General features: G+C 62.1%; 26 protein-coding genes and 1 tRNA gene. 14 read left to right on the forward strand and 13 right to left on the reverse strand.

Translation table 11 applies throughout. The features are described 5' to 3' along the window. Window positions 1-164: 164 nt before the first annotated feature. From pyrH to rseP, 5 genes are read left to right on the forward strand one after another with little or no spacing between them, the layout of a single operon-like run. A complete protein-coding gene (gene pyrH, locus WA950_RS12185; RefSeq protein ID WP_424551966.1) occupies window positions 165-887 on the forward strand; it encodes a UMP kinase in 723 nt (240 codons plus the stop codon). A 58-nt stretch (window positions 888-945) separates the two neighbouring features. Next, window positions 946-1506, forward strand: a complete 561-nt coding sequence (gene frr, locus WA950_RS12190; RefSeq protein WP_424551967.1) for a ribosome recycling factor — start codon at window positions 946-948, stop codon at window positions 1504-1506. A 42-nt stretch (window positions 1507-1548) separates the two neighbouring features. Beyond that, on the forward strand, window positions 1549-2295 hold the full coding sequence (locus WA950_RS12195) for an isoprenyl transferase (RefSeq protein ID WP_424551968.1): 747 nt from the start codon (window positions 1549-1551) through the stop codon (window positions 2293-2295). After that, window positions 2295-3128: a phosphatidate cytidylyltransferase gene (locus WA950_RS12200; RefSeq protein WP_424552046.1), complete on the forward strand. Its 834-nt coding sequence runs from the start codon at window positions 2295-2297 to the stop codon at window positions 3126-3128. Before WA950_RS12195 ends, WA950_RS12200 begins: the two co-directional genes overlap by 1 nt. Window positions 3129-3153: 25 nt before the next feature. Then, window positions 3154-4287 (forward strand): RIP metalloprotease RseP, encoded by a 1134-nt coding sequence (gene rseP / locus WA950_RS12205; RefSeq protein ID WP_424551969.1) that lies wholly within the window; start codon window positions 3154-3156, stop codon window positions 4285-4287. A 152-nt stretch (window positions 4288-4439) separates the two neighbouring features. On the opposite strand, the gene WA950_RS12210 is transcribed toward rseP, so the two are convergent. Beyond that, entirely contained in the window at window positions 4440-4610 is a 171-nt protein-coding gene (locus tag WA950_RS12210) for a hypothetical protein (protein WP_424552048.1), read from the reverse strand. Between WA950_RS12210 and bamA the strand changes: the two genes are divergently transcribed. The 6 genes from bamA to lpxB are packed head-to-tail and all read left to right on the forward strand — an operon-like array spanning window position 4582 to window position 11306. Beyond that, a complete protein-coding gene (bamA, locus tag WA950_RS12215) occupies window positions 4582-6858 on the forward strand; it encodes an outer membrane protein assembly factor BamA (RefSeq protein WP_424551970.1) in 2277 nt (758 codons plus the stop codon). The genes WA950_RS12210 and bamA overlap by 29 nt on opposite strands. A gap of 49 nt (window positions 6859-6907) precedes the next feature. Next, a complete protein-coding gene (lpxD, locus tag WA950_RS12220) occupies window positions 6908-7975 on the forward strand; it encodes a UDP-3-O-(3-hydroxymyristoyl)glucosamine N-acyltransferase (RefSeq protein WP_424551971.1) in 1068 nt (355 codons plus the stop codon). After that, the gene (gene fabZ / locus WA950_RS12225; protein WP_424551972.1) at window positions 7968-8435 is read left to right on the forward strand and encodes a 3-hydroxyacyl-ACP dehydratase FabZ; all 468 of its coding nucleotides are present in this window, start codon (window positions 7968-7970) and stop codon (window positions 8433-8435) included. Before lpxD ends, fabZ begins: the two co-directional genes overlap by 8 nt. Before the next feature lie 2 nt (window positions 8436-8437). Further along, window positions 8438-9247, forward strand: coding sequence for an acyl-ACP--UDP-N-acetylglucosamine O-acyltransferase (gene lpxA, locus WA950_RS12230; protein ID WP_424551973.1), 810 nt, complete (start codon window positions 8438-8440; stop codon window positions 9245-9247). A gap of 5 nt (window positions 9248-9252) precedes the next feature. Then, window positions 9253-10128: an LpxI family protein gene (locus tag WA950_RS12235; protein ID WP_424551974.1), complete on the forward strand. Its 876-nt coding sequence runs from the start codon at window positions 9253-9255 to the stop codon at window positions 10126-10128. Then, a complete protein-coding gene (gene lpxB, locus WA950_RS12240) occupies window positions 10128-11306 on the forward strand; it encodes a lipid-A-disaccharide synthase (RefSeq protein ID WP_424551975.1) in 1179 nt (392 codons plus the stop codon). The genes WA950_RS12235 and lpxB overlap by 1 nt, the downstream gene beginning before the upstream one ends. A 30-nt stretch (window positions 11307-11336) precedes the next feature. Here lpxB and gltA read toward each other — a convergent pair whose 3' ends face one another. Beyond that, on the reverse strand, window positions 11337-12626 hold the full coding sequence (gltA, locus tag WA950_RS12245) for a citrate synthase (RefSeq protein ID WP_424551976.1): 1290 nt from the start codon (window positions 12624-12626) through the stop codon (window positions 11337-11339). A 309-nt stretch (window positions 12627-12935) separates the two neighbouring features. Between gltA and WA950_RS12250 the strand changes: the two genes are divergently transcribed. Then, window positions 12936-15404 (forward strand): ComEC/Rec2 family competence protein, encoded by a 2469-nt coding sequence (locus WA950_RS12250; protein ID WP_424551977.1) that lies wholly within the window; start codon window positions 12936-12938, stop codon window positions 15402-15404. On the opposite strand, the gene lexA is transcribed toward WA950_RS12250, so the two are convergent. Beyond that, window positions 15385-16104: a transcriptional repressor LexA gene (lexA, locus tag WA950_RS12255; protein WP_424551978.1), complete on the reverse strand. Its 720-nt coding sequence runs from the start codon at window positions 16102-16104 to the stop codon at window positions 15385-15387. The genes WA950_RS12250 and lexA overlap by 20 nt on opposite strands. A 277-nt stretch (window positions 16105-16381) precedes the next feature. On the opposite strand from lexA, the gene WA950_RS12260 reads away from it, so the two are divergent. Both WA950_RS12260 and WA950_RS12265 read left to right on the forward strand, forming a co-directional pair. After that, a tRNA-Ser gene (locus WA950_RS12260) sits at window positions 16382-16471 on the forward strand. Between the two features lie 157 nt (window positions 16472-16628). After that, complete coding sequence (locus tag WA950_RS12265) at window positions 16629-17891, forward strand: tyrosine-type recombinase/integrase (RefSeq protein ID WP_424551979.1); 1263 nt, start codon at window positions 16629-16631, stop codon at window positions 17889-17891. Here the strand turns inward: WA950_RS12265 and WA950_RS12270 are convergent. From WA950_RS12270 to WA950_RS12315, 10 genes are read right to left on the reverse strand one after another with little or no spacing between them, the layout of a single operon-like run. Next, window positions 17874-18071: a helix-turn-helix transcriptional regulator gene (locus WA950_RS12270; RefSeq protein ID WP_424551980.1), complete on the reverse strand. Its 198-nt coding sequence runs from the start codon at window positions 18069-18071 to the stop codon at window positions 17874-17876. The two genes, WA950_RS12265 and WA950_RS12270, sit on opposite strands and share 18 nt — an antisense overlap. Next, window positions 18064-18378, reverse strand: coding sequence for a DUF551 domain-containing protein (locus WA950_RS12275; protein WP_424551981.1), 315 nt, complete (start codon window positions 18376-18378; stop codon window positions 18064-18066). Before WA950_RS12275 ends, WA950_RS12270 begins: the two co-directional genes overlap by 8 nt. Next, window positions 18375-18803, reverse strand: coding sequence for a DUF968 domain-containing protein (locus tag WA950_RS12280; RefSeq protein WP_424551982.1), 429 nt, complete (start codon window positions 18801-18803; stop codon window positions 18375-18377). Before WA950_RS12280 ends, WA950_RS12275 begins: the two co-directional genes overlap by 4 nt. Window position 18804: 1 nt before the next feature. After that, window positions 18805-18999 carry a hypothetical protein gene (locus WA950_RS12285; protein WP_424551983.1) on the reverse strand — a complete coding sequence of 65 codons (195 nt, stop codon included), beginning with the start codon at window positions 18997-18999 and terminating at the stop codon, window positions 18805-18807. Next, window positions 18996-19862, reverse strand: coding sequence for a hypothetical protein (locus tag WA950_RS12290; RefSeq protein WP_424551984.1), 867 nt, complete (start codon window positions 19860-19862; stop codon window positions 18996-18998). The genes WA950_RS12285 and WA950_RS12290 overlap by 4 nt, the downstream gene beginning before the upstream one ends. A 2-nt stretch (window positions 19863-19864) precedes the next feature. Next, window positions 19865-20716, reverse strand: coding sequence for a recombinase RecT (locus tag WA950_RS12295; protein ID WP_424551985.1), 852 nt, complete (start codon window positions 20714-20716; stop codon window positions 19865-19867). Next, window positions 20713-20916 carry a hypothetical protein gene (locus WA950_RS12300; protein ID WP_424551986.1) on the reverse strand — a complete coding sequence of 68 codons (204 nt, stop codon included), beginning with the start codon at window positions 20914-20916 and terminating at the stop codon, window positions 20713-20715. Before WA950_RS12300 ends, WA950_RS12295 begins: the two co-directional genes overlap by 4 nt. Next, window positions 20916-21179, reverse strand: coding sequence for a hypothetical protein (locus WA950_RS12305; RefSeq protein ID WP_424551987.1), 264 nt, complete (start codon window positions 21177-21179; stop codon window positions 20916-20918). The genes WA950_RS12300 and WA950_RS12305 overlap by 1 nt, the downstream gene beginning before the upstream one ends. Beyond that, window positions 21176-22159: a hypothetical protein gene (locus WA950_RS12310; RefSeq protein WP_424551988.1), complete on the reverse strand. Its 984-nt coding sequence runs from the start codon at window positions 22157-22159 to the stop codon at window positions 21176-21178. Before WA950_RS12310 ends, WA950_RS12305 begins: the two co-directional genes overlap by 4 nt. Window positions 22160-22164: 5 nt before the next feature. Beyond that, window positions 22165-22416 (reverse strand): hypothetical protein, encoded by a 252-nt coding sequence (locus tag WA950_RS12315; RefSeq protein ID WP_424551989.1) that lies wholly within the window; start codon window positions 22414-22416, stop codon window positions 22165-22167. Window positions 22417-22479 lie beyond the last annotated feature (63 nt).

Genomic DNA, 22479 nt, shown 5'->3' on the forward strand with positions numbered 1-22479 from the left:
AAGGTGAGGGCGCCGCGTGACAACGCGGCGCCCTTCGTGTATCCGGCTTGCCGAAATGCCTGCCCCGAAATTTCTTCTGCGGCAAGGGTAGCCCTTCGCAGGACCGCCCGGGTTCTGTCCGGCTGCGGGTTCGGGCGAGCAGGCGCGCAAGTTCAGGAGCGACAATGACTGCCAAGCCAATCTACAAACGTGTTCTGCTGAAAGCCTCGGGCGAGGCGCTGATGGGATCGCAGGGCTTCGGCATCGACGTCGCGGTCGCCGATCGCATCGCCTCCGATATCGCGCAAGCCCGCGCGCTCGGCGTCGAGGTCGGCGTCGTGGTCGGCGGTGGCAATATCTTCCGCGGCGTCGCCGTGGCATCCAAGGGTGGGGACCGCGTCACCGGCGACCACATGGGCATGCTGGCGACCATCATCAATGCGCTGGCGCTGGCAACCTCGCTGCGCAAGCTCGACATCGACACCGTCGTCCTTTCGGCCATCGCCATGCCGGAGATCTGCGAGAGCTTCTCGCAGCGAGCAACGCTCCATCACCTGGCGGCCGGCCGTGTGGTGATCTTCGCCGGCGGTACCGGCAACCCGTTCTTCACGACCGATTCGGCCGCCGCGCTGCGCGCCGCCGAAATGGGCGCCGAGGCGATCTTCAAGGGCACGCAGGTCGACGGCATCTATTCCGCCGATCCGAAGAAGGACCCGACCGCCACCCGCTTCGACCGCCTGACGCATAGCGAAGTGCTCGAAAAGGGCCTTGCCGTCATGGATGTCGCCGCCGTCGCGCTGGCGCGTGAAAATTCCATCCCGATCATCGTCTTCTCCATCCATGAAAAGGGCGGATTTGCCGAAATATTGACCGGCGGCGGACACGGTACCATCGTAACCGACAACTGATTCTTGAGGCGCGCACAGCTTGCGCGTGCCGCCGCTTTATGAAAACGGGAGTATTCCGATGAGTGAAGGTATTGACCTTAAGGAACTGAAGCGCCGCATGGACGGCGCGATCAACGCGTTCAAGAACGACATTGCCTCGCTGCGCACCGGCCGCGCCTCGGCCAACGTGCTCGATCCGGTGCAGGTCGAAGCCTATGGTTCGCGCGTGCCGCTGAACCAGGTTGCCAACATCACCGTTCCCGAGCCGCGCATGCTGTCGGTCTCCGTCTGGGACAAGAGCATGGTCAGCGCCGTCGAGCGCGGCATTCGTGAATCGAATCTCGGCCTCAACCCGATCATCGACGGCCAGAACCTGCGCATTCCGCTGCCCGAGCTCAACGAAGAGCGCCGCAAATCGCTGGTCAAGGTCGCCCACGACTATGCCGAAAAGGCCAAGGTGGCGATCCGCCACGTGCGCCGCGACGGCATGGACGACCTCAAGAAAGCCGAGAAGGATGGCGATATCGGGCAGGATCTGTCCCGCGTTCAATCGGAAAAAGTACAGAAAATGACGGACGAGACGATTTTGGACGTCGATCGCTTGCTTGCAGAGAAGGAAAAGGAAATCATGCAGGTTTAAGCCATTGGCCACCTGTTTTCGTTTCTCCTTACCGGATTGCTCATGAACCAGCTCTCGCCCAGCACCGTACCGGCACACGTCGCCATCATCATGGATGGCAACGGACGCTGGGCGAGCGCGCGCGGACTGCCGCGCGCCATGGGGCATCGCAAGGGCGTCGAGGCCGTGCGCGAAGCCGTGCGGACGGCTGGCGATTGCGGTGTTTCCTACCTGACGCTCTTTGCCTTCTCCTCGGAAAACTGGAGCCGGCCGCAAAGTGAAGTCTCCGACCTGATGGGGCTTCTGAAGACCTTCATCCGACGCGACCTCGCCGTGCTCAAGCGGCAGAATGTGCGCATCCGTATCATCGGAGACCGGGAAAACCTCTCTGGTGATATCCTGCCGCTGCTGCTGGAAGCCGAGGACACGACGCGTGAAAACACCGGCATCACGCTGGTGATCGCCTTCAACTACGGCTCGCGTGACGAAATCGCCCGTGCCATGCGCTCGCTCGCAGCAGAGGTTGCCGCCGGACGGCTTGCCGCCGATGACATCACGCCGGAGCGTATCGGCGCAGCCCTCGATACGTCCGGCATTCCTGACCCCGACCTCATCATCCGCACCAGCGGCGAGGAACGGCTCTCCAATTTCCTGCTCTGGCAGGCAGCTTATGCGGAACTGATGTTCATTCCCGATTTCTGGCCGGATTTCACGCGCGAGACCTTCGTGTCCGCGCTCTCTCGCTATGCCATGCGCGAACGCCGTTTCGGCGGGTTGCAGCCAGCCGCCACGCTTGCGGTGGGTTCATGATGCAGAGTGAACTGCGCCTGCGCATTCTTTCCGGTATCGTGCTCGCCGCCGTCGTACTGGCGGCAACCTGGTTCGGCGGGCTTGCCTTCCGCGCGCTCGCCGCAGCGATCGCCGTGCTCGTCTATTACGAATGGTCGACGATCACGCGGCTTCCGGAAACGGATTTCCGCGGCAATGCATTCGGCTGGCTATCCGTTGTTCTCGTCTCCAGCCTTGTCCTTTTCGGCGTCGACGAGCTTGCGCTGCCTTTGCTTCTTGGTGCTACGGCCGTCGGCATCGTCTATACGCTGGTCCTGAAGGGGAGCGGCTGGCTTGCGGGCGGTATCGTCTACTCTGGCCTGACGGTGATTTCGCTGGCCACGATCCGCGGTGACACCGCCCATGGCTTTGCGGCCATGCTCTTCATCTTCGCCGTCGTCTGGGCGACGGATATCCTTGCCTATTTCATCGGCCGAGCGATCGGCGGGCCAAAGCTTGCGCCATCCATTTCCCCCGGCAAGACCTGGTCGGGGGCGATCGGCGGCGCGCTTTCCGCTGTCATCGCCGGCACGCTGGTGCATATGGCGTTCTTCTCGCTGAACGGCCTGTGGGTGCCGATCATCGCCCTCGTGCTGTCGGTTTTCAGCCAGATCGGCGACCTTTTCGAATCCTTCATCAAGCGCCGCTTCGGCGCAAAGGATTCAAGCCGCCTCATTCCGGGACATGGCGGCGTCATGGATCGCGTCGACGGCCTTGTTTTCGCCTGCTTCGCCGCGTTCCTCATTGTACTTGGCGACGCGATCGTGTCGGGCACCGCGAATACGCCGGCAGGCGTGTTCCTTTTCGGCCCGTGATCACGAAAGACTGGGGACTGGAAATATGGATATGCTGGCAGGCTCCGTCGGCTTCTTGACGGGGTATATCGTTCCCTTCCTGATCGTGCTGACGCTGATCGTCTTCGTGCATGAGATGGGCCACTATCTTGCCGGACGCTGGTCGGGCATCGGGATCACGGCCTTTTCCGTCGGGTTCGGCCCGGAGCTGCTGGGGTTCACCGACCGGCACGGCACGCGCTGGAAGCTCTCCGCAATTCCGCTCGGCGGCTATGTGAAGTTCCTCGGCGACGACGACCCGGCCTCGACCCCCGACTACAAGGCCGTTGCCGCGCTGCCCGAGGGCGTGCGCGAGCGCACCTTCCTGGGCGCCGCCCTGTGGAAAAGAGCGATCACCGTCGCCGCCGGCCCCATCGCCAATTTCCTGCTGGCCATCGCCATTTTCGCCGTGATGTTCTCCATCTATGGCCGCCAGATCGCGGATCCGGTCGTTGCGGAAGTCCGCCCGGACAGCGCGGCGGAAGAAGCGGGCGTGCGCCCGGGCGACCTTCTGCTGGCGCTTGACGGAAACCCGGTCGTGACGTTCGACGATGTTCGCCGGTATGTGAGCGTTCGCCCGGAACTCAAGATCACCGTGACCGTGCGCCGCGACGGCGCCGACCTGGACCTTCCCGTGGTGCCCAAGCGCACCGAGATCACGGACCAGTTCGGCAACAAGATCGAACTTGGCCAGATCGGCATCGTCACCAGCCAGGAAACAGGCAATTTCCGCGTCGTGGAATACGGTCCGCTGGAAGCCGTAGGGCAGGGCGTGGTGCAGAGCTGGCATATCGTGACGGGCACGTTCGATTATCTGGCGAATCTCGTCACGGGCCGCATGAAGGCGGACCAACTGGGCGGGCCGATCCGTGTGGCGCAGGCTTCGGGCCAGATGGCGACGCTCGGTGTTGCCGCATTGCTGCAGCTGGCCGCCGTACTTTCTGTTTCCATTGGACTTTTGAACCTGATGCCCGTTCCGGTACTTGATGGCGGCCACTTGATGTTCTATGCGGTGGAGGCTGTTCGGGGCAGGCCTGTCGGGCCCGGGGCGCAGGAGATCGCATTTCGCATCGGCATGGCGCTGGTGCTGATGTTGATGGTTTTTGCGACCTGGAACGATATTTCCATGCTTCTCAGTTGAGGCAGCTCAGCCGAGCGGCAGCAAATTGATTAAGGGGAGCCGCAGCCGAGAGACGGTCATGCTAACGGTCTGTTTACCGTGATGAAAAAGAGGTAGTGGCCATGAGGCCACGGTTTCATTTGAAGTAAACAGAAATTAACGCGTGACCTTGCTTAGATGGCAAAAGCGGTTAAAACGGCAAACGTGACCGGAATCGGGCATGCCTGCCGGGCGATATAACGAAGGTAAGTAGTGAACATGAAAGCTGGTTCAAACTTTTTGAACGCCGTGTCTGCCGTTGCATTGTCGGCGAGTATGGTTGTCACGGGCGGCTCTGTTGCCACGCTTGTCTCCGCCACCGGGGCTGAAGCTGCCGTCGTGCGCAGTATCCAGGTGCGGGGCGCAGATCGCGTCAGCGCAGATACGGTCAAGGCGAATATCTCGATTGCTCCCGGCAAGAATTTTTCCAACGCTGACATCGATGAGTCGGTACGCCGCCTCTACGCGACCGGCTATTTCTCCGACGTCAAGATTTCAGTGGCCGGCGGCGCACTTGTCGTCGTCGTCAACGAAAACCAGCTGATCAACGAAGTTGTCATCAACGGCAACCGCAAGATCAAGGACGACAAGCTGCAGAACGTGCTGCGTTCGCGCTCGAACGGCCCGTTCAGCGAGACGTCGATCGAAGCCGACAAGCAGGCTATCCGCGACGCCTATGCCGCGATCGGCCGCAGCGACGCCAACGTCACCACGCAGACCTATCCGCTCGGCAACGGTCGCGTGAACCTTGCCTTTGTCGTGGACGAAGGCGATCGCACGAAGATCTCGCAGATCAATTTTGTCGGTAACGAGGCTTACAGCAACAGCCGCCTTCGTTCCGTCATCATGACCAAGAAGTCGAACTTCCTCTCGTTCCTGACCCGCAAGGACGTCTATAACGAGGATAAGCTGCGCGCCGACGAAGAGGTGCTGCGCGAGTTCTACTTCAACCGTGGCTATGCCGACTTCCGCGTCATTTCCTCGGAAGCGGTTCTCGATGAAGCCTCGAACGAATATGTCGTCACCTTCACGGTGGAAGAAGGCCAGCGTTACGACTTCGGCAATGTGAACGTCGAATCGACTGTCGAAGGCGTCGAAGCCGAAGAATTGCAGGGCTTGATCGAATCGCGCCCCGGCAAGGTCTACCGTGCGAAGGACGTGCAGGAGACCATGTCCGAGATTTCGCAGCGCGTCGCAGCAAAGGGCTATCCCTTCGCTCGCGTTACGCCGCGCGGCAACCGCGACCTTGGCAATGGCACGATCGCCGTCGACTATCTGGTCGATCAGGGCGAGCGCGCCTATGTCGAGCGGATCGAAATCCGCGGCAACACCCGTACCCGGGACTATGTCATCCGTCGCGAGTTCGATATCGGCGAAGGCGATGCATTCAACCAGGAAGTCATTGCGCGCGCCAAGCGCCGCCTTGAGGCTCTTGGATATTTCACGTCCGTCAACATCACGACCGCCCCGGGCAGCCAGTCTGACCGCGTTGTTCTGGTTGTCGATGTTCAGGACCAGTCGACCGGCTCCTTCGGTATCGGCGGCGGTTACGAGACCGGCAATGGCGGCGGCTTCAAGCTCGAAGCATCCATCGAAGAGAAGAACTTCCTCGGTCGCGGCCAGTATATTCGCCTGGCGGCAGGCGGCGGCAGGGATTCCCGCGACTACAACCTGTCCTTCACGGAGCCCTACTTCCTCGGCTACCGTCTTGCGGCCGGTTTTGACGTCTTCAGCAACGAGGACAAGAGCGAGGACTTCTACTCGGTCAACTCGAAGGGCTTCAGCCTGCGTGTGACCGCACCGATCACCGAAGACCTGTCGACGACGTTCCGTTACAACTACACGCGTCTCGACTACAACTCGAGCGATCTTTCCAAGCTGTCCTCGCCGTATCAGGACGTCGTCAACAACGGCCCCTGGGTGCGTTCGTCGATCTCGCATAGCCTGACCTATGATACGATCGATGACCGCACGATGCCGCGCGAGGGTATCTTTGCGCAGATTACCCAGGAATTCGCCGGCCTGGGCGGGGATTCCGACTTCTACAAGATCTCGGGCAAGGCGCGGTACTTCCACACGATTCTCGACGATGCGGACGTGATCGGCTCGCTCTCCGTCAGCGGTGGTCACATGTGGGGCACGGGCGGCGAAACGAAGGTCTTCGACCAGTTTACGCTGTCGGCATCCGAGCTTCGCGGCTTCGAGTCCCACGGCATCGGCCCGCGGGCGACGTCGACGGGCGACTCGCTTGGTGGCGAGACCTATTTCACGGCTTCTGCCGAAGCCTCGTTCCCGCTGCCGATGCTGCCGCGTGACTCGGGCTTCCGCGGTGCGGTGTTCGTCGATGCCGGCACGCTCTACGGCAATGATGTCGCGACCGTTGCTGCGGACAATGTCCAGGGCACGAGCATGAGCCTTCGTGCATCCGTCGGCGCCAGCATCATCTGGGCGTCGCCGTTCGGTCCGCTGCGGTTCGACTATGCGGTTCCTATCAAGAAGGAATCGTTCGACGAGGTTCAGCGCTTCAAGTTCGGTATCGCAACCCAGTTCTGAGGCATTTTGTCCAGAACTGCGAGAACATAGACGTTCTGGAGTCGTGCCGATGGAGCATAACTGGTTTTTTCCGCCCCATGACGGGATCCGTCTGGGTGACCTGGCGGTAGCGCTTGGGGCGGAGCTTGCCGATGCTGCGCATGCCGATCGTATCGTGCGCAGCGTTTCGCCCGTAAACCGGGCGAAAGACGGCGATATCTGTTACATCCTTTCCCGCAAGATGAAGGCCGAGCTGGAAACCAGTCAGGCGACCGCAATCCTGTGCGATGCGGCTCTGGCTGCGCTGGTGCCGGGCCATATCGCCGTGCTGCTTTCCCGGCGTCCGCATACCGCTTTCGCGCTTGCCGGCGCCTTGCTGCATCCCTCGGCCATGCGGCCGGAAACGATGACTTCCGCCGCCAGCGGCATCGCGCCGGGCGCCTATGTCGATCCTGAGGCGCGCGTCGAGCCCGGCGTCGTCATCGAGCCCATGGCCGTGATCGGCAAGGGTGCGGAGATCGGCGAGGGCACGCATATCGGTTCCGGCGCCGTCATCGGCGCGGATTGCCGGATCGGCCGCAACTGCACGATCGCCGCAGGGGCGACGGTGCAATATGCGCTGATCGGCAACAATGTCATCATCCATCCCGGCGCACGCATCGGTCAGGACGGCTTCGGTTATGCACCTGGCCCCAAGCCGGGCATGATCAAGATCGTGCAGATCGGCCGTGTCATCATTCAGGATGATGTGGAGATCGGTGCGAACACGACGATCGATCGCGGCACGATGGACGACACGGTGATCGGCGAGGGGACCAAGATCGACAATCAGGTCCAGGTTGGTCACAACGTGCGCATCGGCCGCCATTGCGGCATCGTCAGCAAGGTCGGCATTGCCGGTAGCACGCGGATCGGTGACGGGGTGATGATCGGCGGTGCATCCGGCGTCAACGGCCATATCACCATCGGCGACGGCGTACAGATCGCTGCAATGAGCGGTGTCGTTTCCGACATTCCGGCCGGCGAAAAATACGGCGGCATTCCCGCGCGCCCGATGCGCGATTTTCTACGCGACATGGCGGAAATCGTCATGCGCTCCGGTACTCGAGTCCAGAAGAAAGGCGGCAAAGATGAGTGAAGAAACCAAGGCGACGCTCGGTGTAGCTGACCTGCGTGAACTCCTGACGCTTCTTCCCCACCGCTATCCCTTCCTGATGGTCGATAAGATCATCGAGATTGACGGTGACCAGTCCGCGATTGGCATCAAGAACGTGACGGTGAACGAGCCGCACTTCATGGGGCACTTTCCCGATCATCCGATCATGCCCGGCGTTTTGCTCGTCGAAGGCATGGCGCAGACGGCCGGCGCGATCTGCGCCCGAAAGGCCGGTACGGGGTCTAACCTCGTCTATTTCATGACGATCGACAATGCTCGCTTCCGCAAGCCTGTCGTGCCCGGCGACCGCGTGGAATTCCATGTCACGAAGCAGAAGCAGCGTGGCAATATCTGGAAGTTTCACTGCGACGCAAAAGTTGATGGGCAACTTGTCGCCGAAGCTGATATCGGCGCGATGATCGTGAAAAAGGAAGACGCCTGAAAATGATTGCCGCCACTGCGAAGATTCACCCGCTCTCCGTCATCGAGGACGGGGCGATCATCGGTGAGAACGTTGTCGTTGGTCCCTTCTGCCATGTCGGGCCCAAGGTCGTTCTTCATGATGGCGTGGAGCTTCTGACCCATGTGGTCGTCACCGGCCGCACGGTCATCGGCCGCGGAACCCGCATTTTCGCCAATGCCGTCATCGGCGGCGAGCCCCAGAGCGTCAGTCACGACGGCGCCGAGACGACGCTCGACATCGGTGAAATGTGTGTGATCCGCGAAGGCGTGACGATGAACACCGGCACGACCGAGGGCGGCGGCAAGACCGTCGTCGGCAACCACAACCTCTTCCTTGCCAATTCGCACGTCGCGCATGACTGCATCCTCGCCGATCACATCATCCTGTCGAACAATGTCATGCTCGCCGGCCATGTGAAGGTCGAGGACCGTGTCATCCTCGGCGGCGGATCGGCGGTGCACCAGTTCACCCGTATCGGTCGCCATGCCTTTATCGGCGGTCTTTCGGCGGTGTCCTACGACGTCATTCCCTATGGCATGCTGAACGGTAATCCCGGTATTCTCGGCGGCCTCAACGTCGTCGGCATGGCCCGCGCCGGTATTGAGAAGGCGTCGATCCATCAGGTCCGCCGCGCCTTCAAGCAGATCTTCGAGGGCGAGGGTTCCGTCCGCGCCAATGCGGCGGCGATCCGTGAGCAATATGCCGACAGCGTTCCTGTCATGCATATCCTTGATTTCATTGCTGCCGATAGCGACCGCGCCCTGTCCTCCCCGAACCGGGGCAAGGGCTGAGCCCGATGACGGAGGGCCGGCACGGAGCACATGACCGGCTGGCCATCATCGCCGGCGGCGGCTTGCTGCCGCGCTATGTCGCCGAAGCTGCCCGCGCGCGCGGCGAAAGCCCCTATATTCTCTCGCTGCGGGATGAGTCCGCGGAGGACTGGGCGGGCTTCGACCACGAAATCATCTCCATCGGAAACTATGCCGGCATCGGCGCTGCCTTTCGCAAGCATGACATCGGCCGCGCGGTGCTTTCCGGCTGGGTGCGACGCCGGCCGGAATGGCGCGATATCCACGCCCCCTTCAAGGCCCTGCTGGCCGTTCCCTCCGTTGTGCGAACCTTGCTCAAGGGCGGCGACGACACCGTTTTGAGGATGGTTATCCGCCTCATCGAGGCGGAAGGCGTGCGCGTGGTCGGCGCCCATGAAATCGTGCCGGATTTGCTCGGCACCGAGGGGCCGCTTGGCTCCGTAAAGCCGGATACCGCCGCCGAAGCCGACATCGCCGCCGCCGCTGCCGTCGCCCTGGCGCTCGGCCGGCTGGATGTGGGGCAGGGCGCTGTCGCCGTCGGCGGACGCGTGGTGGCGCTGGAGGGCGCGGAAGGCACGGATGGCATGCTGGAGCGTGTTGCCGCGCTCCGCATCTCCGGCCGCATTTCCCAGCGTCGCAAGGGCGTACTGGTAAAACTCTGCAAGCCGGGCCAGGATCTGCGCGCCGACCTGCCGTCGATCGGCGTGGAAACCTTGCGCCGCGCGAAAGCGGCCGGGCTTGCCGGTATCGCCGTGGAGGCGGGCCGCTCGCTGGTGCTGGAGCGCGATGCGCTGGTTGCGGAGGCCAATGCGGACGGGCTTTTCGTGACCGGGATCCTGCCGGAAAGAGCGGAGAAAACCTAATGACGGGCGAGACGATCAAGATCGGTGTCATTGCCGGCGAAGTCTCCGGCGACCTGCTTGGCGGCGATCTTGTCGCGGCGCTGCGTGTTGCCTATCCGGGCGGGATCGAACTTGTCGGCGTCGGCGGTGAGGCGCTGGAGCGGCAGGGGCTCATTTCCCTGTTCGATTTTTCCGAGCTGTCCATCATGGGTATTTCCCAGGTGCTGAAGCGCCTGCCATCGCTGCTGCGCCGCATTCGTCAGACGGCCGATGCCCTGATCGCTGCGCGGCCGGACGTTCTGCTTATCATCGACAGCCCGGATTTCACCCATCGCGTCGCCAGGCGCGTGCGAAAGGCGCTGCCGGATCTGCCGGTGGTCAACTACGTCTGCCCCAGTGTCTGGGCGTGGAAGGAAGAGCGCGCGCCGCGCATGCGCGCCTATGTCGACCATGTCCTTGCCTTGCTGCCCTTCGAGCCGGCGGTGATGGAGCGTCTCGGCGGCCCGAAGACCACCTATGTCGGCCATCGGCTGATCGGCGATCCCGATATCCAGCGCGTGCGTGCCTTGCGGCTTTCCCGCGCGGATCGGGATGCGGGCGAACGCCTCTGCCTGCTGCTCCCCGGCTCGCGCAGCACGGAGATCAACCGCCTGTTGCCGATTTTCGGCGAGACGGTGAAGGAGCTTTCCGCGCGCCATCCGGGCATGCGTTTTCTGCTGCCAACCGTATCGCGGCAGGAAACGCTTGTGCGGCGACTGACGGCGGACTGGGCCGTGAAGCCGGAAATTACGGTCTCTTCCGAGGACAAGTGGCGGGCGTTTGCCGAGGCGGATGCCGCCATTGCCGCCTCCGGTACGGTGATCCTCGAGCTGGCGCTTGCCCGCGTGCCGGTCGCCTCGACATATCGCTTCGACTGGCTGGCGAACCTTTTCCTTCGCAGGATAAAGGTCTGGACGGCGGCGATCCCCAATCTGATCGTAGATTACGGCGTTGTGCCTGAATATCTCAACGAACAGGTGCGCCCCGGCACCTTGACGCGCTGGTTCGAGCGGCATTCGAGCGACACGGCGCAGCGCCGTGCCATGCTGGAAGGCTACGATCTCGTCCATGACGCGATGCAGACCGATCGCCCGCCGGGCGAGACCGGCGCGGCCGTGATCCTCGATCTTCTCGCCAAAAAAAAGCCCGGTCGTAACTGACCGGGCTTATTTCTTGTGGTCCTGCTGAGATCAGCGCTTGGAGACCGGGACGTAGTCGCGCTTCGGGGCGCCGACATAGAGCTGGCGCGGGCGGCCGATGCGCTGTTCCGGATCCTCGATCATCTCGTTCCACTGGGCGATCCATCCGACCGTGCGGGCGAGTGCGAAGAGCACCGTGAACATGGTGGTGGGGAAGCCGAGCGCCTTCAGCGTGATGCCGGAATAGAAGTCGATGTTCGGATAAAGCTTCTTCTCGATGAAGTACTCGTCCGTCAGCGCGATGCGCTCGAGTTCCATCGCCACTTCCAGCATCGGGTCGTCCTTGATGCCAAGCTCGCCCAGTACCTCATGCGTCGTCTTCTGCATGATGCGCGCGCGCGGATCATAGTTCTTGTAGACGCGGTGGCCGAAGCCCATCAGACGGAACGGGTCGTTCTTGTCCTTGGCGCGGGCGACATATTCCGGAATGCGCTCGACCGAACCGATTTCGGCGAGCATGTTGAGCGCCGCTTCGTTCGCGCCGCCATGGGCCGGGCCCCAGAGGCAGGCAATGCCGGCCGCAATACAGGCGAACGGGTTGGCACCCGAAGAGCCGGCAAGACGCACGGTGGAGGTCGATGCATTCTGCTCGTGGTCCGCATGCAGGATGAAGATGCGGTCCATGGCGCGAGCAAGAACCGGATTGGCCACATAGTCTTCGCAGGGAACGGCAAAACACATGCGCAGGAAGTTCGACGCATAGTCGAGGTCGTTCTTCGGATAAACGAAGGGCTGACCGATATGGTACTTGTAGGCCATGGCGGCGATCGTCGGCATCTTGGCGATCATGCGCAGCGAGGCGACCATGCGCTGGTGCGGATCGGTGATGTCGGTCGAGTCGTGGTAGAAGGCCGAGAGCGCGCCGACAACGCCGCACACGACAGCCATAGGATGCGCATCGCGGCGGAAACCGGTGAAGAATTTCGACATCTGCTCATGCACCATGGTGTGGTGCGTGACCCGGTAGTCGAAGTCGTCTTTCTGGGCCTTTGTCGGCAGTTCGCCATACAACAGTAGGTAGCAGGCCTCGAGAAAATCGCCGTGCTCGGCGAGCTGCTCGATCGGATAACCGCGGTGCAGCAGAACGCCTTCGTCACCGTCGATATAGGTGATTTTCGATTCGCACGAAGCGGTGGAGGTGAAGCCGGGGTCGTAGGTGAAAGTGCCCGTATTCTTGTAGAGCGTACCGATGTCGATCACGTCGGGGCCGATCGTCCCGGATCGCGTCGGCAGTTCGACTGTCTTGTCGCCTATCGATACGCTCGCGCTGGTTCCTGTCATAACGATCCTCCGTTGTTTCGAATGGTGGCACGAGACCCGTGCCGCAACCATGGACATGCTCGTTTTGCTAGCCCATTTATGGCGCCCTGCCAAGCAATACGAAAGGCAAATTGTGCATTGCGGAAATGGACTTTCCGGCAACGCAATATCTACCGTTTCCATCAAGTTGCAAGCAACCATTGAGGGTGCTTGGCAAATTATGGAGGGCGCATCCCTTATGTCTTGCTTAGCATTTCATGCGCCTACTGCCGATTGAAGAATTCCCCGTTCGATTGCATAGTGCAATCGGGACGGAGCAGGGCCGCGATCATGGCCGAAGTGGAAGTCGCGCAAAAGGCGGAAATGCCCGAGGCCCTTGCCTGGCAGGCGACGGGCGAGGACCGAGCCTTGCCGGCTCTCCGTCGCGCTGCGCCGCAACATCTGGCGGAGCCCGGCACCATCATGCGCGCCACCCGCCGGCTTCGCAAGCGCCTCGCGGCGCGGCAGACATTTGCTGCGGCATTCGCGCAGGAGAGGGCGCACGGCCACTTCTTTCTGTTCGTTCCCGTCTTTCTCGGTATCGGCGCGGCGCTCTGGTTCACGGCAGCAACCGATCCGCCGCTGGTCACGCTTGCTGTGCTCGTCCTCGCCATGTCGTGGCCCGCCTGGCGGCTGTGGCGCGCGGGGGATTGGGTGGCGATCGCCGCTGGCGCCGCCCTGCTCATTCCCGTCGGCATGCTGCTTGCCGCCCTCGAAAGCGCGCGGCTCGGCACGATCATCCTCGATGCGCCGGTGACGACGCAGATCAGCGGCCGCGTGCTCTCCCGGGAGGGGGACGGAAAGGGTGCGATCCGCTATCGCATTGCGCTGGAGACGACGCGTGATCCCGTGTTGAAGCGGTCGCCCGATGTGGTGACGCTGCTTTCCCGCAGCCGACATGAGCCGATCCCCATCGGCAGCGGGATAGCGGGCCGCGCGCGCCTGGGGCCTCCGTCCGGCCCGGCGCTGTCTGGGCTCAACGATTTTGCGTTCGACGCATATTTTTCCGGCAACGGCGCAGTCGGTTACTTTTACAGTGTGCCGACGGCTGGCGCTGTGCGCGAGGCCGGCTTTCAGGAACGGGTCCGGCAGGAAATTGCGACCTGGCGCAACAATCTGACCGAGCATATTCATGGCCGCATCGATGGCGATGCCGGCGCGATTGCGGCTGCGCTGGTGACCGCCGAACAGCGGGCGATCAGCCCCGATACGGTCGAAGCGCTCAGGCAGGCCGGGCTTGCCCATGTGCTTGCCATTTCCGGGCTGAATATGGTGCTCGCCGCCGGCACGTTCCTCGTCGGCATGCGCATGCTGATGGCATTGATCCCGGGGTTTGCCGAGCGCTACCCGACAAAAAAGATCGCCGCCGCCGGAGCGCTCGTCATGGTGACGCTTTATATCCTCGTGTCGGGCGGCGCGATCTCGGCGGTGCGCTCCTGGATCATGATCTGCGTCATGCTCGTCGCCGTGCTGTTCGGGCGGTCCGCCATCAGCCTGCGCAATGTGGCGATCTCGGCGATCCTCATCCTGCTGGTCACGCCGTCCGCAGTCACCAATCCCGGTTTCCAGATGTCCTATGCGGCAACGCTCGGCCTCGTCGCCGGCTACGCCGCCTGGCGGGAGCGGCCGGTCAGGCAGGAGAGCCGGGGAGGGCCGTTCCAACTCTTCGCAGGCGCGGCCGGGCGCTTTGTCGGCGGCCTGCTGCTTTCCTCACTGATCGGTGGATTGTCGACGCTCATCTATTCCATCGGACATTTTCACCGCATTCCTGCCTACGGGCTTGCCGGCAATCTGCTCGCCATGCCGGTCATCAGCACCATCGTCATGCCATTCGGGCTCATTGCGGTGCTGCTGATGCCGCTCGGCCTGGATGCGGTTCCATTCGCGATCATGGGCAAGGGCATCGAATGGATGATCGCGCTGTCGATCTGGGTTGCTGGCTGGAAGGGCGAGGTCGTGACTGGCCGCATTGCCTTGTCTGCCTTCCTGCTGATCGGTGTTGGCGGTGGCCTCGTCTGCCTTCTGCGCACGCGGCTGCGTCATGCCGGAACGCTGCTTGTCCTTTTCGGACTGGGCCTTGCCTTCTGGCCTGGCAGCAAGGGGTTGCCGGAGGTCCTTGTGTCGGAAGACGGCCGGCTCGTCGCCATCCTGCGCGACGACCGGATTGCCGCGAACCGCACCCGGCCGCCGGGTTTCATCTACGATCAATGGCGCCGCGCCCTTCGGCTTGGCACTCTCGTCAAACCGGAACTGAGAAAGACCACAGGCTTGACGCTGGAACCGGAAAACGAGGGAGCGGCGGCCGACAATTGGAAAAAACCACGCCGGCAGGCTAATCATCAGAAGGCGAAAGCCGCCATGGCCGCGGCATTGGAAGCAGCCCGTAAGGGACCGGGCTTTGTCTGCGAAACCGGGGCGTTTTGCGCCGCCGTGTCGCCGAGCGGCTGGCGCATCGTCACACTTGAGGACACGGCCTTCCTGGGGATCGCCTGTGACGGAGCGGATCTCGTTGTCGTCCCCTTCGCGCTGCGGCTAAATGCCTGCCGTACCGGCGCACGACTGGTCACGGCGCGGCATCTGCGTCGAACGGGCGCTCTCGAAATCACGCCCGCCGGTGACAATGCCGGCACATCACTGACTGATGCAACAGTCACGCCCGCCGTCGAAACGCTTGAGCGGCCATGGTCCCGTCATCGCAGCTATGACTGGCGGACAGGCAGTTTCGAGACCGAGCCTGCGGTCAGTGGTAGCGGCGAATGAGGCCGACGAGCTTGCCCTGGATCTTCACGCGGTCCGGCCCGAAAATGCGGGTCTCGTAGGCAGGGTTGGCAGCTTCAAGCGCGATAGAGGCGCCCTTGCGGCGGAACCGCTTCAGCGTGGCTTCCTCGTCGTCGACAAGGGCGACGACGATTTCGCCGGGATTGGCGGTGCTGGCATCGCGGATGATGACGGTGTCGCCATCGAAAATGCCGGCCTCGATCATCGAGTCGCCCTTGACCTCCAGCGCGTAGTGATTGCCGCTGCCGATCATCTCTGCGGGAACGGTGATCTCATGCGTGTTGTTCTGGATAGCGGAGATCGGAACGCCCGCGGCGATGCGGCCCATGACAGGCACGGAAACGGAGGAGGCGATCTCGGATTGCGGCACGCGCTGCGGCGGGGCGGCCGGCGCAGGCTGCTTGCCACGGCTGCCTTCGATAACCGACGGCGAAAAACCGCGGCGCGGTTGCAGGCTCGTGGAATAGGCTTCGGGAAGCTTGATCACTTCGAGCGCCCGGGCCCTGTTGGGCAGGCGGCGGATGAAGCCGCGCTCCTCCAGCGCCGTAATCAGCCGGTGGATGCCCGATTTGGAGGCGAGATCCAGCGCATCCTTCATCTCGTCGAATGACGGGGGAATGCCGGACTCCTTCATACGCTCGTGAATGAACAGCAGGAGTTCCTGTTGTTTGCGCGTCAGCATGGCATCCCCATCGAGAATCGTGAAACAAATCCAGAACAGACACTATCTGTTCCATATGTGTTCCGCAAGAGGTTCGTGAATTAATATTACTGTTGGAAGGGCCGCGCCGGGAGCGGTATTTCAACGCGCAATCCTGTCGGAACGCTGCCGGGCAAGTTGACGCGGCAATCAAAACTGCTAAAAAGCCAGCGATCAAATGGTTGGGTCGCAAAGCGGTAGCACTTGCCGTTTTCAAAAAATCAGCAAAATGTTGATTTCACAACCCTATCGATCAGATGGAAGAGTGTCCGAGTGGTTTAAGGAACCGGTCTTGAAAACCGGCGTGCGGGAGACCGTACCGTGGGTTCGAATCCCACCTCTTCCGCCATTTGGCGTTCCCGATCCCTCCCATGGCTTCCCGAAACCATTGCTAACCCGCGTATTTCGTGGTCTTTACCTCCCATGTCTTGCCATGCCTTCCCATCCAATCCCTTTGTTTTGGGGGTACGAAAGGGGGTACGCGCTGGATGTTTTGGGGGTATTGGATGCTTACCGATGCACAGATTAGGCGAGCCAAGCCGGACATCAAGCCCGTAAAGCTATCCGACAGCGGCGGTCTGTTCCTGCTCATAAGCACTGTGGGCAGCAAGCTGTGGAGGCTCAAGTATCGATTCTCCGGCAAAGAAAAACTCCTGTCGCTTGGTGCGTATCCGGAAGTAACCCTGATCGAGGCCCGCAATCTCAGGGATCAAGCAAAGGAGGTATTGAAGGCTGGGCGAGATCCGTCTGTGGCGAAGAAGCTTTCCCGCCTGGCAGGAAAGGTCTCTCAATCCGAGACGTTCAAAGAAATCGCGACCGAGTGGCACCGGCTGAACAGCCCGCAATGGGCGTCTAGGCACTCCTCGGATGTCATCACCTCGCTTGAGAACGAGATATTCCCCGTGCTCGGAGATGATCCGATCCGCAACATCACCCCGAGCGAGGTACTTGCTGTGCTTCGTCCGATCGAGGCGCGTGGAGCCAAGGAGACAGCGAGGCGGATCAGGCAACGCATGTCAGCGGTTTTCGTCTACGCGATAGCATCTGGCAGAGCGGATGCGGACCCTGCCGCCGTCGTCATGAAAGCAATGGCACCACTGATAAAGGGACGCCAGCCCGCGGTCACTACGCTGAAGGCGGCAAGGGAGGTACTCGCCGCGGTGGAGGCCCAGACGGCCCACCCCGCTACCAAACTGGCCCATCGGCTCCTTGCGTTGACCGCACTGCGGCCGGGCACACTGATAAACACGCCATGGGACGAGGTTTTCGACCTCGGCGGTGACGAAGCACTGTGGCAAGTTCCTGCGTCCCGGATGAAGCTGAAAGCTATGCACAAGGACGACGAGGCCAGAGACCATCTCGTGCCGCTGAGTCGGCAAGCGCTGAGAGTGATCGAGGCGATACGGCCACTTTCGGGAAAGGGGATATATGTGTTTCCCAACGCCCGGCACAGTCACAAGCCGATGAGTGAGAACGCGATCGGCTACCTGTTGAACCGGGCGGATTTCCACCACAAGCATGTACCGCACGGATGGAGGGCTACATTTTCCTCGGTAATGAATGAGCTATTCCCGGCCGACAAGCCGGTCATTGATCTTATGCTCGCGCACGTCCCAAAGGACAAAGTGGAAGGTGCCTACAACCGCGCGAAGCATCTGAAGCGTCGGGCGGAGCTGTCACAGGCCTGGGCCGATCTTCTTCTTGAGGGTGCGCCAGACGCCGAAGAGTTACTGAGTGGTCCAAGGCGCCGGTCACGACGCCTCGGGTAACCGTTCTATCCAATGCTGTACGTCGGAAAGACGCCAGCGAACGCAGTTATCGCCGAGCTTCCTCGGCTTCGGAAATTCGCCCTTGTCGATCTTGCGGTAGATCGTGCTGCTGCCCAAGCTTGTCATCTGCATGACAGCCCGCAGCTGAAGAAGCTGTTCCATGGTGGTGGCCTCACCCATCGTCTCGCTCCTCCAGAGCAGCACGGCCGGCGGGGGCTCCTGTTGCTTCTGGGGCGGCCGGCAGGGGCATCCAGTGCGAAAGCTCGCCTTCTTCGATCTCGCAAACGTCGGCGAACAGGTCGTCGGAGTAGCGCCAGAATCCCGGCTCGCCCGCTTCCTCTTCAATGTCGTGATTGTTGTAGAGTTCGTAGCGAGCCACCTCTGGCCATTCATAGCCGTCAGCCCACACGAGGATATTCGTGCTATCCTTCGGCGCCGTCTCTATCGGCTGCCACTCGTCTGCGATGAGTGAGGAAAGGTCGGTCATCTCAAATCCCTCGACGGCAGCCGGCCGGCGATCGCCAAGCCCTGGTTGATCCGGTTGGTGCAGTAGGTCACGGCCTCTTCCTCGTCGTAGTCGTTCCAGAGGCCGAACAGCGTGTTCGCCAGTGCGTGAGGATCGATTCCCTTGGCCTCCCAATAGGAACGTTCGTTCATGGTGTGCTGCGCGGTGTGTTCTTCCGGGCAGAGGGGCAGGGCGAACCTATCCGGTGCCTTGGTGCCCTTGCCGCGGCCGAAATGGCCGTGGAAGACGTTGGCGTAGGAGAGGTGCGCGGCCTGCACGCCCGCGCGGCCCGTGACGACGCAGGGGAGCTTATGCAGGAACGCCAGGTAGTCGCTCCGCTTCTTCGGCCGTCGGCGCGGGGGCTCTGGCTCGGTGCGGAATGCCGCGTGGTTGATCCGGTACGACATCTCAGCCCTCCATTCCCATGAGGGCCGTGATAGGCGGGATGCTGGCGAGCATTTCCTTCTGCCCGGCCGTTCGGTCCTGTTTCCAGCCGGCGGCGTCGCGGTATTCGTTCAAGCGGCGCAATCCATTCGCGACATCGAGTTCGCGGCGGAGGCGTGCCGTCATCTGGTGCTGGCGGTCGGCTTGCGTCTTGGTCATGCAGCACCGCCGATTTCAGACGGAACGCACTCCAGCCAGCCCGCCACCTCACGGATGGCGCCGGCACGGTCCTTGTTCTTCCCGGTGATGATGGAATCGGCCGACAGGAAGATGCTCGCCAGCTTCTGGTGATGCTCGGCGCGGATCTTGATCTTCCAGTTGTTCTTTGCACCTTCTAGCACTCGGCGCTTCGCCGGGCCGTCAAGATCATCCTGAACGGTGATCCTGAACAGCTTGGCCGCGCATTCCATGAACAGCGCTCGGTCGGCGTCGGTCAGATCGGCCGAAATGGATGAGGACGGAGACGAAGCGGGCTGGGGGGAAACCTCGCCTCCGTCCTCCTGCGACGAGCCAGGGAGGTGCTCGTCGTTATCCGGCGACGGACCCGAGGGGGAAAGGGCTTCGGTCGCCGAATTGGAATCCTGGTGTTCGATCTCGCGGCCAACGTCGGCCGCTTCCTTTTTGAGCGTTTCAACGTCGACACCAGTCATGTGGCCGAGCAGCGCGATCATTTGCTCAAGCGCATCGGTCATCTCCGGGTCGTCGAGCTCGGTCAGGCTCTTCGGGTACTGCATGAAGGCGCCGCCGACGGTCTTCGAGAGATTTACGATGCCGAGAGCGAGCTTGATGGCCTCGCTGGCCTCCTCCTTGGTTTTCCAAGGCGTCTGGCACTGCTTCACCACGAGGGTGAGAATTGCGAACCACTTCCTGACGAGGACACGGTCTTTCTCCTCGTTGAGCTTGCACATGACTATCGCGCCACGGCGGTAGCTATTGATGCGCTCCTGGTCGAACTGCGTGGCCGGGACGAGCCGGCCGTTGCCTACGACCATTCTAAGCGCGGGAAAATCACCCTTGCTCATGATCACGCTCCCAGCGCCTTGAGGCGGCGATTCTTGATCGCAATCGCGATTGCCTGATTGGTTTCATCGCCTTCAAAGACGGCCAGCGGATCGCGCGCCGTCCAAGCCTCCTCGACGTCCTCGACAGTTTCGGCGGCGGCGAGTTCGGCCTCGAGAGCTTCGAAGAATTCCGTGGCATCGGTCGGTGCGGCATCACGGACGATTTCGCCGTAGATCACGCCGGATTCCTCGATCACAACGCCGTCCTCGTCATGTCCGATAATCTCGGTCGGTGGGACCGGCGGCCTCGGAGGCTGGGGCTTTGCCGGAGTGACGTCGCGCATGTCCGCGATCTTGCTGCCCTCGTCCTCGTCGTAGACGCCGGAGAAACCGAACGCATATCGTGCCGCCTGGATCATCGCCTTGTGGCGAAGCATGCGGTGCTTCATCTTCCACGGGTCGGTGGAGCGCACGCACTCTGCAAGATACTCTGTGACCGACACTGGCCGACCGCGATCCTTGCGGTACATGCGGCACGTGCAGGAAACGAGGTCGCCGTTCTCGGTATGCTCGAACTCGAACTCGAAACCGTCGCAGGCCGGATGCGAGTTGATAAGGTTCACCCACCCATCGATCGAGACGATCGGCACGATACCGCCACCCTTCGCCGGGAAAGCGTATATCTCTTTGAGCAGCGGGTTCAGGTCGTATTCCTTGGCGACCATGATGAAGGCCGCGAATTCTTCCGCTGAAGCCTTCCCCATGCCGCAGGTGCTGCGAACCGTGGCCGTGAATTCTGCAGGCTGGAGGCCGTACTTGTCGGCCATTTCCACCATCAGCGGCTTCGGTGCTTCCGTCTTGGCGAGCGCGTTCATTCGTCAATCCCCTGAATTCTTATGGCTTCGAAGATGACGCCGCTGTTCGCCGAACCGATCACCATGGCGATCTGCCAGCCTCGGGCCCATCCGTTGTGTGTCCACTTGTCGCGGAAGTAGACAGGGCGGCCGGCAGCGATCTCGGCTAACGCCTCGATCGGTGACAACTTGCGGCCCTTCGTCCACTTCCGCGTGCGCATCAGAAGTTCCAGTCGCCGTTGGGTGCCGGCTGTTCCGGCTTCGGATCGGCGCGGCGGAGGATTTCCTTCTCGGCGCGCTCGGAATCGGTCTTGATCTCGACGACCTCGACTTCGGTCTCGCCGCGCTTGGTCTCCACAAGAACCTTGTCGCCGGGCGCGAGCTCCAACCCTTCCGGGATGAAATAATCGTAGGTCTTATCGTCCTTCTGCCACTTGAACTTGACGGCGGCGGCGAGGCGGATGGTGGTTGCTGCTTCGGTCATCGTACTGCTGCTTTCTCTTCGGTGGTGATGCCGGGAATGTTCGTGCGGCCGGCGTCGAGCGCGCGCTGGGCGAGCTTGCGGAGCAGGTCCTGGCAATCGGGATGGTTTGACATGTAGACGGCGAGCGCCGGCCAGTCGGTGACGTCCTTGACGACGGTGGAGACCTTGACACTCGCGGCCTTGCCGTATGCGGCCTTGATCGGCGCCGGAGCGGCGACAGGCGCGGGGGCAGGTGCAGGAGCTTCGACCACCGCCGTTTCGCCCTGCTGCTCGCGGGCAGCCTGTTCAGCGGCGAGCCGGGCTTGTTCGGCCTCGCGCTCTCGCTTGCGCTGCTCCTGCAGCTTCCGCGTCTCGAACGCGCCGATAGCATCGCGCACCGTATCGGCGCCGGCTTTGGCCTTCTTCACCAGCGGCTGCCATTTCTCATCCACGGCCTTGCCGGCGGCGAGGTGAGGGGCCTTCTGCTCGGTACGCACCTTGTCGGCCTTGTTCGACAATTCGTTGAGCCGATTGCGCAGAGACAGCGCTTTTGCCGCTGTAGCGTCGTTGTCGACGGTCTCATAGGCTTTCAGGCCGGCGAGCGCAGACTCGATCTGATCCTTGAGCTCGTCTGCGATGTCGAGGTCGCCGGAATTGTGGCCGGCCGCAACCTGCGCGGCGACGGTCGCATCCTCGTCGTCGAACGGCTGGCCGTCCATGGCACGGTCATAGGCCTCTCTGGTGATCGGATGCGTCCGGCAGAAGTTCCAAGCTTCGCCCGGATCGACATCGCGGCCGTTGCGATACGCAACCCAGCCGGTGTCCTCGTCCCACCAGATTGCGACCGGCTCCCACTTCCCGCCTTTGAAACGAGTACGGTAGAAGCCCTGTTGCGGCTCGCCCTCATGCATCGGGCCGAAGATTCCTTTGAGCGCGGCCTGCCACCATGCCCAACGGTTGACGATTGTCGACGACAGCGCGCCGATTGCCTGAGCTGTCATAGCGATTACTCCGCTGCGATGTTGATGGGATGCGAGGTGGGGCGCTTCACCGGCTCCACGCGGAACCCGAGCTGCGCGGCGATCTCGCGGAAACCGGCGAGGACGTTGCATTCCTGGGAGGTGAAGCCCGGCGCACTGTTCGGCATGCCGATGCTTTCCTCGACATGCTTGAGCCAGTAGGCGGTGTGTGCGGACTCGGCGATCTTCTGAGCGGAGATCGCAACGGAGATGAAATCCGCGTCTTTTGCGACAATCATTGTTCCCCATCCTCAAATTGCGACGGGACGCTGAACTAAGCCCGTCTGCCGCAACGGCGGCGG

This window comes from Shinella sp. (genome assembly GCF_049651085.1).
Lineage (GTDB): Bacteria > Pseudomonadota > Alphaproteobacteria > Rhizobiales > Rhizobiaceae > Shinella.